Origin of the sequence: Bacteroides coprosuis (assembly GCF_020741705.1) — a bacterium.
GTDB classification, from domain to species: domain Bacteria; phylum Bacteroidota; class Bacteroidia; order Bacteroidales; family Bacteroidaceae; genus Bacteroides_E; species Bacteroides_E coprosuis.
Window position 1 is genome coordinate 1 of record NZ_DYYK01000163.1, and the last position, 14974, is coordinate 14974.

Consider the following 14974-nt stretch of genomic DNA (forward strand, 5'->3'; position numbering starts at 1 on the left):
TTGGAGAAACTACAGCTAGAGGTTTATAAATTAAGAGCAGAGAATGAGCTATTAAAAAAAGTAAAGGCTTTAGTTCAAGCACGAGAAGCCCGAGAACGCATGATTAGGCTCAAATCGCCCAAGAAGTAAGGCAGCAATACGACCTTGCAACCCTTTGGGATTGCAGTCAGATGGTTCGTTCAACGCTTTATTATCATATAAAACCTCAAAATAAATCTTCTAAAGAAAACTTTCATATTGAATTAATTAAGTATATCTGTCTAAAGGCAGGAATATCCAAGGATTTAATTAATAGAGACTTCCATGCAAATCAGCCTTAGAGGAAGTGGGATACAGATCTAACCCAAATTAAGATTAAAGACAAATGGCTCTATTTATCTCCTATTTTGGATATGTATAATGGAAAAATTATTAGTTATAGTTTATCTAATAATCCGACTACTAAACTAGTTATAGAAACTTTAGATAAGGCTTTTAAGAAGGTAAAATCCGTTAAGGGGATTATTATACACTCCGACAGAGGTATGCAATATCAATCCAAAGAATATCGCAAAGCTCTTGTTAATTATAAGATGACGCCAAGTATGTCGCGTAAAGGTAATTGTTATGATAACGCAATGATGGAAAGTTTCTTTGGCTCTTTGAAGCTAGAACTTATCTATAATTAACACTTTAAGTCCGAACAAGAGCTAATACAAAAAATACATCAATACATTGATTATTATAATAATATAAGAATTAAAAATAGATTAAATGGGATGAGTCCTGTGGAATACAGAACTCACCATTCTAGAATATAATTAATCGTCCAACTTTTGGGGTTCACCTCGATCATCATGTTAGTGTCAAAGTGAATTTATCACTTTCTAATAAAGAGCTGTGAATAGCCCATCTATTTAGTAAAAACGACCATTAGAAACAAATCTAATAGGCGTTTTTTAATTACACACAGTAGGTCTATTTTTAATCTTGTAAAAGTTTAACAGCATCCACATATTGAGCAATACCAGCTGCAACAAGTTTGGCATCTTTCATAGCCAATACAACTGTTTGAGGCTTATGTACTACATCACCACCAGCAAAAACACCTTTTCGGGTTGTCATACCGTATGGTTTTTCTCGAGTAATAACATATCCTGTATCATCTACATCAATCCCTTTTGTTGTTGAAACAATTCGGTTGGCTGGTCGTGAGCCAATAGCTAGATAAATTCTATCAAAGTGAAGAATTTTTTCACCCTCCAATGTATCTGCTTTAATACCCATAATATATTCGTTGTCTTCATCACCAAGGAACTCTTTTGTGTTGGTTTCCCAGATGAATTCAGCACCTTCTTTTAGAGCAGATTCATATTCAAACTTTATAGCAGGCATTTGCTCAAAAGTTTCATTAGAAATAACGGTTACTTTTTTAGCACCCATTCGAATAGCTGTTCTGGCAGCATCCATAGCCACATTTCCACAGCCTATAATAGCTACATTCTCGCCTTCTCTGAAAGGAACTTCATCTTTCTCTACACTTCCCGTACTGTAAAGACTAGCCATTCTTAAAAAATAGGAAGATTGAACAATGCCTTTGAGGTTATTTCCAGGCATATCAAGGGTTTTGGGCATAGCTGTACCCGAACCGATAAATATGGCATCATATTCTTGTCCAAATATGGTGTCGATGGTAAGATCTTCACCTACAGATCGATTGGTTAAGAAAGTAACTCCTAAGTTTTCAATCTTTTCAATCTCTTTTCGTACTACCTTTTTGGGAAGTCTGTATTCTGGAATACCATACATTAATACTCCTCCAGGCTCTTCTTGTCTTTCAATGATAGAAACGTTAAAGCCGATTCTAGCCAAGTCACCAGCTACAGTTAAACCAGCAGGACCCGAACCAATAATAGCAACTTTTCCTCTTGTTTTTTGAGGTATTTTATCACGAATAAGATCCATATTAGTATCAAAATCCGCAATGAATCTTTCAAGTCGTCCAATGTGAATGGGTTTGCCTTTCTTTTGAAGGATGCAATTTCCTTCACATTGTTTCTCATGAGGACAAACTCTCCCACAAACCGCAGGAAGATTACTTTTTTCATTGATAATTGTCATGGCAGCACCCATATTACCCATGGATAGTTGATGGATGAAATCGGGAATATCATTGGCAATGGGACAACCTTGTATACAACTCGGTTTCCTACAATTAAGGCAGCGTTTTGCTTCATTAATAGCCTCTTTCATGCTGTAGCCAGCATCTTCTTCCTTGAATTTGTTGTGTTTTGCACTCATTATTATTGGTTAATTATAGATATGTTACATTTTATTACAAATCTAAGTCTAAAATTGTAATCCCTACATAGCAATTGTGTTAATAATTGTAAATATATAAAATTCAGTAACTTAGTTGATAAATAGTGATTATCATCGGAGATATGATATCTTAAAATTGAAATAGTTTTATATTCGTATTTGGAAAGGGGTTTAATATAGAATATATACCTTTGCTAAAATCTTTTTTCTACTATGGAGGGCATGACAAATTGGAGAGTTTTTGAAAAACTATTTATTGAATCTTATTCGATACTGATTGCATACAGTTTTCGGTTTATTAAAGATCGAGAATTGGCAAAAGATATTGTACAGGATGTTTTTTTGGAATTATGGAAAAATAGGCAATCTATTGATTTTGAAAGCCCTCTTAAATCTTACCTATTTAAATCTGTTTACAATAGAAGCATTAATTATCTCACAAGTAAATATGCCGAAACGAGTGTGTTTATGGGTGTGGATAATGAAATTGAAGCTATTCTTCATGCTGAAGAATCCGTTGATAAAGAAGTTTCATTGTTAGAACTTCAATCTGAAATAAATAAGTATCTGAATACAATATCTCCCCGTAATCGTGAAATCTTTACTCTAAGTAGATTAAATGGATTAAAGAATAAAGAAGTTGCTGACAAACTATGCATTAGCATAAAAACAGTAGAGAAGAATCTTTCCCTAATAATAAAAGACTTAAGAGCGTATTTGGCAGATAGAGATCTATTGTCTCTCTCACTTTTATTTATACTTATAAGTTAATAAAGGTTAACTAATAAAAATGTGATAGGGTTTATTTACCCTTACTTGTGATAACTAATAGAAGGCAATACTATGAATGATACAATAGACATAGATGTATTAATGATAAAATACTGGGATGGAACTGCTGAGATAGATGAAAAAGAGCAGTTGCTAACTTGGTTGCAGCAAAGTGATACTCATAAACAAGAATTTAGGAGTAAACATAAAATATGGCTTACTCAAGAAGCAGCAAGCATAAGTAAATCGGAAATCTATACTGCTTTGAAGGATACAAAACAGTCTATTTTACAATCTTCTGTGTCAAGTAAAATCGGTTCTATTTTACCTTGGTTATATCGTGTTGCAGCTGTTTTTATTTTAGCTTTTGCTACTTCCTTTTTCTTTTTGAATTATACCTCTATTGGTGAAAAAGAAGTGCTAGTTAATAAGGTAATTATGCCTCAAGGAAGTAAAGGTGTTATCGGCTTACCCGATGGTTCAAAGGTGTGGTTGAATTCAGGTTCATCTCTGTCTTATAAAGAAGACTTCTTAGCTGAAAATCGAGAAGTAAGTTTAGATGGAGAGGCTTATTTTGAAGTAGAAAAGAATAAAGCAAAACCTTTTGTAGTAAAAACTGCAAATGTAAACGTTGAGGTGCTAGGAACAAAATTTGATGTTCAAAATTATCTAGACAGTGATGAAGTTAAAGTAACACTAATAGAGGGCTCAGTAAAAATAGCAAGTGATAGAAAAGACTATATCTTGAAGCCTAATGAAAAATATGTATTGTCAAAGAGCAATAAAGCAGAAAAGGTTGAAATGGCAAATGGTATGGCTTCTCGAATTTGGATTAATCAGAGAATTTCTTTTGAGAAAAAATTATTAAAAGACATCATACCTTATTTAGAAAGTTGGTATGGGGTAGAGTTTATATATAATTCTAGTTTTGAAAATAATACTCATCTCACTTTTACTATTCGAGAAGATACTTTGAATGATATCTTAAAATCAATAGAGTACATCTCAAATATAGAATTTGAAATAAAAGAGAATAAAGTAATCATTAAATAAAAACAAAGGGTAGACTTCGGCCAAAGTCTACCCACTATTAATCATTAAAGAGTTCCGTAAGGATACTCAATAACGTTAAATCTAATATCAAAGTTATGAAAAAAAATGGAATAGGAGAAAGTTTTATGCTTTTTCCTAAGAAGCTGGCTTATGTCTTTTTAAAGCCTTCCTTCTTACTTATCTTACTATTTTTCAGTTTGTTATTTTCAACATCAGCAATTGCACAAAATGCTAAAGTTAACCTAAGTATAAAAGGGGAAACTTTAAAGCAAGTTATGATTCAGATCGAAGAACAAACAGATTATGTATTCTTCTATAGTGATGATGATGTAAATATTAATCAAATCATAAAAGTAAATCTGAAAGGAGCTTCTCTAGAATCTGCTTTAGGACAAATTTTAAAGACTAATTCTTTTAAAATAGATGATCAGTCTAAGAAAATATACATCTTAAGTAGAAAGAAAAAAGAATCTGTTCAACTCCAAATACAAGGGAATGTTCAAGATGAATATGGTGATCCTGTTATTGGTGCAAGAGTAACTCTTAAAGGAGCTAATAATGTGGGGACGATTACTGACATTGATGGTAATTTTAGTTTAGAAATGCCATCGAATAGCACAATTGTAGTTTCTTTTATCGGGTATAAGTCAAAAGAATATATTGTTAAATCGGACAAGCCTCTCAACTTAATACTTGAAGAAGATAGAATAACTATGGATGAGGTAGTGGTAGTAGGCTATGGTACTATGAGAAAGAGTGATCTCACTGGAGCTATGTCAACCTTGAATAGTGAGGATTTCAATGTAGGAGTCATGACATCTCCCACAGAGATGATGCAAGGTCGAGTGGCAGGTATTAATATAACTTCTACTAGTGGCGAACCTGGAGCAGGATTAACAGTGCGAGTACGTGGTTCAAACTCTATTCGTTCGGGTCAAGATCCATTATATGTTATTGACGGTGTTCCATTGGATATATCTGATGATCAAGCAGGGGGTGGAAGTATAGCAGGCGTAGGTAGTGCTCCTAAAAAGAATCCTCTGAACTTCTTAAACCCTGATGATATCCAATCTATGGAGGTGCTTAAAGATGCTTCGGCAACGGCAATTTATGGGGCAAGAGGGGGTAATGGTGTCATTTTGATTACTACAAAGAAAGGTAAAGTAGGTAAACCGTCTGTTTCTTACTCAGGTTATGCTTCCGTATCTAGTTTACCTAAGAAACTTCCTATATTGAGTGCTAGTGATTTTAGAAACTATGTAAATGAAAATGGTTTGAACGTCACAGATATGGGTGCAAACACCAATTGGCAAGATGAAATATATAGAACTGCAATGTCTCAAAACCACAACTTATCGTTAAGTGGTGGTACTGAAAAGACACTTTATCGTTTTTCTTTAAGCTATATGGATCAAAATGGTATTATTGATCGTACAGGATTGAAAAAATACACAGGTCGTTTTAATCTTTCTCAAGAAGCATTTGATGGCAAGGTAAAATTTGAAGCAAATACGACGATTGCTCGTACAGATGACCAGCGTGTTCCTATTGGTGAAACAGGAGGTCATGAAGGTGATGTAATTTTATCTTCGTTAAAACTAAACCCAACATTTCCTGTATATGGAGAAGATGGTAAATTTTTTCAATCTAGTAGTGATGAGAGAAACCCTGTGGCTATGATTCAGCTTACAAATGATAAAAATAGAACCGATCGTGTTCTATCCAACTTAACAACTACTTTTAAAATTATTGAAGGTTTGAATTATAAGATAAACTTAGCCATAGATCATTCTAAAACTGAAAGAAAAGTTACTCAACATAAAGATTTAATCTATTTAACGGACGGTGGAACGGTCGATATAAATAACCTGTCCTTTACTAGTAAGTTGATGGAAAACTTCATCACTTATGATTTTAAAATAGGTAATGCTCATCGTTTTAACTTATTAGGTGGACATTCTTACCAACACTTTAAAATGTACTCTCATGGCTTTTCCGAAAAAGGGTTTAAAAATGATGAAGTAGACTATTTGAATAATTTGCAAATGGGCGACTTTACAAATGCTGAAGTTCGTTCTAATATTACTGTCAATGAATTACAATCATTTTATACTCGAATAAATTATAACTTATTAGATAAATATGCTTTAACAGCTACTGTACGTGCTGACGGTTCTACTAAATTTGGAAAGAATAATAAATATGGATTTTTTCCATCTGTGTCTTTTGCATGGAGATTGGGAGAAGAAAAATTTATTCAAGACCTCAACTTATTTAGTAATCTGAAAGTAAGAACTGGCTGGGGTATTACAGGTAATCAAGAAATTCCAAATAAAATTTCACAAGCATCACTAGGTACTACATCTAAGACAGGCGCAATTCTAGATGGTTCTTCTACTAATGTAACTCCAGGTATTACTTTAACTAGAACTCCCAACCCCGATTTAAAATGGGAAAGTACTTATCAGTATAACTTAGGTATCGATTTTGGTTTCTTAGATAATCGCTTAACTGGATCTATTGATCTATTCCACAAAAAGACTAAAGATGTATTACTTCAAGTTTACTCTATGGCGCCAGCTCCCACAACTCAAGTGTGGTCTAATGTACCAAGTATCAGAATTATCAATAAGGGGTTCGAACTGGAATTAAATGGTGTGATTATAGACAATAAGGATTGGACATGGAATATGGGCACTAACTTTTCACTGATCAAAAACCAAGTGAAAGATTTGCCTATGAGTCAGATCACAACAGGCAGTCCTAGTGGCCCAGGTATAAATGGTTATAAATCTCAGGTGATAATGAGTAATAAACCAATCGGTACTTTCTGGGGATATAAGTTTTTAGGCTTTGATGAAGAGGGTAAAAATAGATTTGAGACAGATGAGAATGGAAAGCCTATTGAACAAGATTTAGGTTCGGCGCTTCCTAAGTTTACATTAAATTTAAATACTAGTTTACGCTATAAAAACTGGGATTTATCTCTGTTTTTTAATGGTGTATTTGGTAATAAAATATATAATAACCTAGCTAATATCATGGATCAAAAAACACTACTACCCAAAGGCTGGAATGCCATTGGTGGGGCAACTCGTAGTAAAGAGTCTTTTGATAATACACTAGTTTATTCAGATCGCTTTATTGAAGATGGTTCATTTGTTCGTTTAAGTAGTGCATCTTTGGGATATACGTTTAATACTAGTAAGTTCAAATATGTGAATAAGTTACATCTTTATGTAGCTGCCAATAATCTATTTGTTATTACTAATTATTCGGGATATGATCCCGAAGTGAACTCTAATCACGCTTCAAATAGTGTCCCCTCTATGGGAATTGATTGGACTTCTTACCCTAAATCAAGAACTTTCTCTTTTGGTGTAAACGTTGAATTCTAAAACTATAATTATGAAAAACATATTTATATATATATTTTGCTTTATAAGCTTCGTTTCATGTACCAATTTGCATGAAGAAATATTAAATGAACAAGATGGCGAGAGTACTTTAGCCAATGAAGAAAATATGGATATGGTAGTTGCTCCTTCTTATGCCTACCTAAGAGACTTACAAAGTCGCACAGGAGTGTGGGGAACATTAGAAGCTACTACCGATCAATTAGCTTGGCCTGCAAGAGGTTCAGACTGGGTGAATGCAAATCAACAAACTCTTACTACTCATGAATATACTCCACAGAATACTTATATAAGGAATACATGGAACAGCTTTTTGATTGGTATAACTAAAAGTAATATTACACTCAATTATCTGAATAATTACAATCCCTCAGAAAAAAGAGATGCTTACATAGCTGAAGTGAAATTTATAAGGGCTTTATCAATGTATCTTTTGATGGATAACTTTGGTAAGTTTCCATTTAGAGAGTATAATGAAGACGATTTTTCGAAAAAGCCAATGATCTTAACAAGAGAGCAATCTGTTCCAAGAATCATCAGTGAACTGGAGGATATCATTCCTTTGTTAAAGAAAAAATCGGAAGTACCTTATGGTAGAATATCCAAAGCTGCAGCTCAAATGCTTTTGGCTAAGATTTATATCAACTACGAGGTATATTTCAATGAGTCTCGTTGGAATGAAGTGATCGAGCTTTGTGACGACATTATTAATTCAGGAGAATATAAACTAGCCGATGATTATTGGAAATTATTTCAACATGATAATGCAAAGTATGGTTATGATACAGAGTCTATTCTCTCTATTATCTATGATGAAGATTTGCAATTAACAGGAATACAGTGGGTACCGATTACTTTACATTACAATCAAAAGTTTGGCAACTTTACTAGTCTATGGAATGGCTGTTGTACTACCGAAACATTCTTTGATACATGGAATCAAGAAGATGTACGTTTTCAAGATAGACGCTTAATAAAAGAATTAGGCTTTAATCAAGGTTTCTTAGTTGGACAGCAATATTCGGTGTCTGGCGAACCTTTAAAAACGCGTTTGGGTGAACCTTTGATCTTCACAAAAGAATTTGATATAAACAATTCGAAAGAACAAGCTGGAGTACGTGTAGTAAAATATGCACCCAATCCTAATACAAATAATACGAAGTCTGCGGGTAATGATTTTCACTATTACCGATTGGCAGATACTTACTTGTTGCGTTCAGAAGCAAAGTTTAGAAAAGGTGATGTAGAAGGTGCTTTAAAAGATATCAATAAATTGAGAGAATCTAGAAAACAAGATAAATATACTGCACTCGATTTAAAGAAAATTTATAATGAGAGAGGGTTTGAGCTTTATTGGGAAAATACTCGTCGAAACGATATGATTCGTTTTGATGAGTATACAAAACCAAGAGATAACAAGGATTTCGAAACACCTTCCTATAAAACACTTCTTCCTATACCAATTAGTGCTCTGGAAGGAAATGAAGATTTAACTCAAAATGAAGGGTATTACTAACTAACAACTTATCACAAAAGTAGGATGTGTCAAGGCATATCCTACTTTAAAAGTTATTGATATGAAAAAAAGATATTTATTAGGTTTTTTAATAACAGTGATTTTTGTTCTTCCAAGTTTTGGCAAACAGAAACAGAAATTTAAACCAATCCCTAGTTGGGTAAGTACCTCTACTTTTTATCAAATCTATCCTCAAAGTTTTCAGGACACAGATGGAGATGGAATAGGAGATATACAAGGGATAATAGATAGATTAGATTATTTGAAATGGCTAGGAATAAATGCTCTATGGCTAAACCCTTGTTTTGAGTCAGAATTTAAAGATGCTGGATATGATGTAACAGATTATTATAAAGTTGCATCTCGTTATGGAACAAATGCAGATATTCAAAGACTTTTTGCAGAAGCAAAGAAAAGAAATATGAGGGTTTGTTTAGATTTAGTGGCTGGTCATACATCCGATAAACACCCTTGGTTTTTGGAATCAAAAAAGAATTCAAAAAATGAATTTTCGGATAGATATATCTGGACAAATGACTCTACATTAAGACCAGAACCAAAGTTTGTTTCAGGAAACTATGAAAGGAACGGCTCTTATCGTAAAAACTTTTTTGATTGTCAGCCTGCATTAAACTTTGGTTATGCTAATCCTGATAAAAATAAAGAGTGGGAGCAATCTACATCAGCTGTTGGGCCTCAAGCAACAAGAAAAGAACTCATGAATATAATTGATTATTGGATGGAAATGGGTGCGGATGGCTTCCGTGTAGATATGGCTCATTCATTAATCAAAAACGATACAGACTTTGCTGAAACAAATAAGCTATGGCATGAGATAAGAACTCATTTTCAAGATAAATTTCCTGAAGGTGTGCTTATAGCAGAATGGGGAAATCCCGCTAAGTCGGTGAAGGCTGGTTTTATGTTCGATTTTATAATACACATTGGTAGTAGTGCTTATAGCTCTATGTTCTTTAATAACATAGGAACTTATACGAGAGATGTCTGTTATTTTAGTCTAGAAGGAACAGGAACTCCCACTAAATTTAAAAACTACTACATCGAACAGCTAGAAGAGATAGGAGATGATGGCTTTACTTGTTATCCTACTGCCAATCATGATTTTCAAAGACCCAATTCAGGCAATAGAAATACGGTTGAACAGTTAAAAGTAGCAATGACCTTTTTTTTGACGCTGCCTAGTATCCCATTAATTTATTATGGTGATGAGATAGGAATGAAATATATACCAGGATTACCAGATAAAGAAGGTAGTATGCTAAAAAAAGGAAATAGAGCGGGAACTCGTACTCCAATGCAGTGGGATAGTTCTGTAAAAGCAGGATTTTCTACAGCTACATTAGATGATTTCTACCTTCCCCTAGATCCCGATGAATTTAGACCAAATGTAGAGGATCAGAAGAATAATCCAACTTCCTTGTTGAATTTTACTCGCAATCTACTACATTTCAGAAAGACTACAGATGCTTTTAGTTTGAATAATAATATAGAATTTCTGTATGCAGAAGAAAATAGTTATCCTTTAGTATATAAAAGATTTAATCAAAAAGAGGAGTATTGCGTTGTCTTAAACCCGTCTGGTAAAAGACAAACTACATTTGTTGCTGGGAATTATAAAAAAGCAACTCCTATCTTAGTCGAAAGATGTAGGATTGAAGTTGGAGTTAGAGGTTTAAATATTAGTTCGGATGGAGTATCCTACGGTATTTTTAAAATAGAAAAAGAATAAGAAATATGAATTTGGAAAGAATAATAAGTGTATGTCTACTGCTATGTGTTTTGCTTCCTCTTAAAGCTCAAAACCCTTGGGTTGTTGAGGCTGAACAAATTGATGCATCAAATTATTACGGTATTACTGTAGCAAATGGAATGCTAGGGGTGGTCTCTTCTCCTAATCCATTAGAAGTGGGTGAGGTAGTGCTAGCAGGTGTATATGATAAATTTGGAAGAGGAAGAGTTAGTAATTTTCTTCCAAGTTATAATCTTCTTAATTTAAAAATGTCTTTGGGAGGTAAACGGGTAAATTTGAACTCTATATCTAATTATAAACAAAAATTAGATTTTAAAAAAGCAGAGTTTTCAGCCTCATTTGATTTGGAAGATATTGCTACCGTAGAGTACACTTATAGGGCATTGAGACATCTTCCACATTGTGTTTTAATGGATATTGATGTGATTATGAAAAAGGATGGGAAGATGGTAGTTGATAATTTATTAACGACCCCTCATTCTTTAAAAGAGCAACAAAATTATTTTAATCAAATCTATAAGTCTCATGTACATATTCCTCTCCTTACCTCTATAGCTAAATCTCCTTCAGGTAATGTTACCATTGCAGCATCTAGTGCTTTTATGTTTGAAGAGTCAGTAGGAGAAGAGCCTAAAGTGATACATAAGATGAATGATAACGATAGCCATATTGCATCTTTTACGCTTGACTTAAACAAAGGACAGCGATATTCTTTCGCTTTAGTGGGTACTCTTATTTCTTCAGTTCAGAATGCAGATCCTTATAATCAAGCAGAACGTTCAACAATTTTTGCTTATTTAGAAGGAAAGGAGAAGTTGAAAGATAAACACTATGCAGAGTGGGAGAGGTTGTGGGAGAGTGATATCCAGATTGAAGGGGATAAACAGGCACAACAAGATGTTCGGAGTATGCTTTATCATTTGTATTCTTTTTCAAGACCTAATACCGATTTCTCTCCTTCTCCCATGGGTTTGAGTGGTTTGGGTTATAATGGGCATGTATTTTGGGATTCCGAATTATTTATGTTTCCACCCTTGCTCTTTTTGCAACCTGAGTTAGCTGAGAGTTTAGTTAATTATAGATTTAATAGGTTAGAAGCAGCAAAAAAGAATGCTACTATTTATGGATATAAAGGCGCTATGTATCCTTGGGAAAGTGCAGATACCGGTACTGAAGAAACTCCTGTTTGGGCATTGACTGGTCCATTTGAGCATCATATTACAGCAGATGTAGGTATTGCTGCCTGGAATTACTATTTAGTAACCAAAGATAAAGAATGGCTTGCTCAAAGAGGATGGCCTATCTTAAAAGAAACAGCTAACTTTTGGGTTAGCAGAGTTTCAAAAAATGAAAAAGGTGAATACGAAATAAAGAATGTTGTCGCAGCCGATGAGTGGGCAGAAAATGTAGATAATAATGCCTTTACAAATGGTGCTACTATTCGTTTACTTAAGTCGGCTGTACAATGTGCTAATGAACTGAAAGTAAATTATCCTAATGAATGGGAAGAAATTAGTCAAAATATACCAATCAAACAGTTGCCAAATGGTGTAACAAGTGAATATGATGGATATGACGGAGAAAACATAAAACAAGCAGATGTGAATTTACTAGCTTATCCGTTGGGTATTATAACAGATGCAAAGCAAATAGATAAAGATTTGAAGTATTATTCAGGAAAAGTTCCTTATGAAAATACTCCAGCAATGACTCAGGCAATATTTGCTCTATTGTATAGTAGATTAGGACAAGCTGATGAGGCTTATCATTGGTTCAAAGATTCTTATGAGCCTAATTTGCTTCCTCCATTTCGAGTAATAGCCGAAACAAAAGGGGGTATAAACCCTTATTTTGCTACTGGAGCAGGAGGAATACTACAGTCTGTAATTATGGGTTTCTGTGGAGTTGATATTACCGAAAAAGGTGATATTAGACAAGTTAAATCAGTAATGCCAAAGCATTGGACTAAGGTAACAGTAACAGGCGTTGGCAAAGACAAACAAACATTTACTCGAAAATAATTGTTTATAATATGAAGGGAGAGGCATAGCTTCTCTCTTTTATATAGATATTAATCGATTAAAATCTATATTCTTTGATTAATTATTTATATCTTTGCAACCCAATGCTACAGATGGTTAGCGAACTTAAAGTAGAATTGAACCATTTTTAAATAGAACTATTTAGTAAAATAAATAGGGGCTGACTGGTTTTGACAGCGAGTAGAGATGGTATGTAAGCATGCAGTGCATTGATATTAAGCACTCTAATCTTAGTATTAAATTTTTATCTGGCGAAAATAATTACGCTCTTGCTGCGTAATCGAATTATAGTAGATTACAGCTTTATCTCGGCATAAGATGCTGAGACAAGACATCACTCAGATGCTGTTTTTCCGAAGCTATCTGGTTTAGTGGTGTAGAAATATCGGGAATAGTTAAGGGTGGCCTCACACTCTTGATGAAACTTTAGAGGATAAGGTATAAGTTGGTGGCTTCGGTCTTTCTTATACACGAAAATGAAGGCGGAGATAATCATGTAGAAAGCATATGGTTTCCTTGTTTGGACGAGGGTTCGACTCCCTCCAGCTCCACAATGGTTATTGATTATCAATCAGTTACATTTTAAAGGGACTTATTTAGGGACTGAATTTGGATTTATCTATTAAATTTATCCATTTCAGTCCTTTTTAGTTTGTCAACAATCTTGGTGTATGGCTTCATTGATTCCATAGATTTATGCCCAGTCCATTTCATTATTACATGAGTAGGTACACCTAGAGAAATTGCATTAACTACAAAAGTTCTTCTTGCACAATGGGTAGATAATAGCTCCCATTTAGGGTTTGTCGTTTCAAATCTTCTATTACCCTTATAGTAAGTATCTTTGATGGGTTCATTGAAGTTTAACATCTTTCCTATCTTCTTTAAATATTCATTCATCTTTTGCATGGATATAATAGGGAGAGCTTTGTTTTCTTCTATTGGTATATCCTTATACTTATCGAGTAGCTCCTTACTATACTTATTAAGCTCTATGATTAATCTATCATCTGTTTTTTGAGTTACGATCTCAATGTGATCATCGTGTACATCTGCACGACTTAGATTAGCTACATCAGAGTAGCGTAACCCAGTGAAAGAGCAAAAACAAAAGACATCTCTTACACGTTCTAAATATTTACGTTGCTTGAAGTCGTAATTGTATAGGGCTATTAGTTCATTCCAGTCTAAAAAGATAACTTCTTTGGTGCTATTCTTGAATTTAGGTTCAAATAAAATATGGGCTTTAGTAGTGATATATTCATGTTTTGTGGCCCATCTTAAAAACCACATTAGTAATCTATAGTTTTTCTCTATAGTCGTATTTCTCATCTTGCGGTTGTATAGGAGATAATCTATAAACCCCTGCAAATAAGTTTCTGTTATTTCATCTAGGTTGGCATCAGCTTTATACCTTGTAAGGTGCTTCAGAATAGTAGTCATTTTCTTTATAGTACTAGCAGACCAATGGTTTGATTTAGATTGATCGTTTATGAAGGTTTGGAAGAGATCTACTAGTTTGACAATGTTTTCTTTTAGATTAATATCCCTCGCTATAAGATTGTAATCTTCTCTTATGTTTTCTTTGGTAGGCATGATATCATTCATCTCATACTTGTAAAAGATGCTAGAGATATCATCCTCCATAATCTGAATTGCTCGGTTTATTTCTGATGCTGATATCTTATCTCTTCCGTGTGTGGTATTTTGAACACACCGCTGTGTCTCTTTACTCCACTTTGATAGATACACCCGATAACCTACATTGAAGGCTACAATCTCTCTATTCCACTTAATACGGTAACGCAATCTACCATCTTCTTTACCTTTTTCCTTGTCAACTAAGAATTGGCAATGTCTCTTTATTGGTGTCATAAACTTGTGTTTTAGTAACTACAAATTTATGGATAGGAGTTAGTCCCTGAAATAGGATGTTTATACTAAAATGAGGTTGAAAGAAGGCTATGCTAGTCATCTAACTGAATCAAGTCTGTTTTTTTAAGAAAAGGCTTATCCGAGTTTATAGGTATGATGAAATTCTTTTTTGGAGAGATATCTATATCTTTAAGGTATCGTGCATAAATATCTAGAGGCTTATTCTTTT

The 14974-nt window shown here is 33.8% G+C and carries 8 protein-coding genes, 1 other RNA gene and 2 pseudogenes; 9 read left to right on the top strand and 2 right to left on the bottom strand.

Features of this window, described 5'->3' with window-relative positions:
- Positions 1-335 precede the first annotated feature (335 nt).
- A pseudogene (locus K8V80_RS09745) lies at positions 336-668 on the top strand (transposase); the annotation flags it as partial.
- Positions 669-680: 12 nt separating this feature from the next.
- Positions 681-800 (top strand): annotated as a pseudogene (locus K8V80_RS12055) (IS3 family transposase); the annotation flags it as partial.
- 163 nt (positions 801-963) lie between these two features.
- Here the strand turns inward: K8V80_RS12055 and K8V80_RS09750 are convergent.
- Positions 964-2280, bottom strand: a complete 1317-nt coding sequence (locus K8V80_RS09750) for an NAD(P)-dependent oxidoreductase (RefSeq protein WP_276777485.1) — start codon at positions 2278-2280, stop codon at positions 964-966.
- 243 nt (positions 2281-2523) lie between these two features.
- Here K8V80_RS09750 and K8V80_RS09755 point away from each other — a divergent pair, with 243 nt between their 5' ends.
- The 7 genes from K8V80_RS09755 to ssrA all read left to right on the top strand — a co-directional run bounded on the left by K8V80_RS09755 (position 2524) and on the right by ssrA (position 13424).
- Positions 2524-3072, top strand: coding sequence for an RNA polymerase sigma-70 factor (locus K8V80_RS09755; RefSeq protein WP_245531220.1), 549 nt, complete (start codon positions 2524-2526; stop codon positions 3070-3072).
- A gap of 72 nt (positions 3073-3144) precedes the next feature.
- Positions 3145-4125, top strand: coding sequence for a FecR family protein (locus K8V80_RS09760; protein ID WP_276777489.1), 981 nt, complete (start codon positions 3145-3147; stop codon positions 4123-4125).
- A gap of 95 nt (positions 4126-4220) precedes the next feature.
- Positions 4221-7523 carry a TonB-dependent receptor gene (locus K8V80_RS09765; RefSeq protein WP_276777492.1) on the top strand — a complete coding sequence of 1101 codons (3303 nt, stop codon included), beginning with the start codon at positions 4221-4223 and terminating at the stop codon, positions 7521-7523.
- Positions 7524-7533: 10 nt separating this feature from the next.
- Positions 7534-9057: a RagB/SusD family nutrient uptake outer membrane protein gene (locus K8V80_RS09770; protein WP_276777495.1), complete on the top strand. Its 1524-nt coding sequence runs from the start codon at positions 7534-7536 to the stop codon at positions 9055-9057.
- A 61-nt stretch (positions 9058-9118) separates the two neighbouring features.
- Positions 9119-10807, top strand: coding sequence for an alpha-amylase family glycosyl hydrolase (locus tag K8V80_RS09775; protein WP_276777498.1), 1689 nt, complete (start codon positions 9119-9121; stop codon positions 10805-10807).
- 5 nt (positions 10808-10812) lie between these two features.
- A complete protein-coding gene (locus K8V80_RS09780; RefSeq protein ID WP_276777500.1) occupies positions 10813-12849 on the top strand; it encodes a glycosyl hydrolase family 95 catalytic domain-containing protein in 2037 nt (678 codons plus the stop codon).
- Positions 12850-13026: 177 nt separating this feature from the next.
- Positions 13027-13424: a transfer-messenger RNA gene (gene ssrA / locus K8V80_RS09785) on the top strand.
- Positions 13425-13485: 61 nt separating this feature from the next.
- Here the strand turns inward: ssrA and K8V80_RS09790 are convergent.
- On the bottom strand, positions 13486-14745 hold the full coding sequence (locus K8V80_RS09790; protein ID WP_276777504.1) for a site-specific integrase: 1260 nt from the start codon (positions 14743-14745) through the stop codon (positions 13486-13488).
- Between the last annotated feature and the right edge of the window lie 229 nt (positions 14746-14974).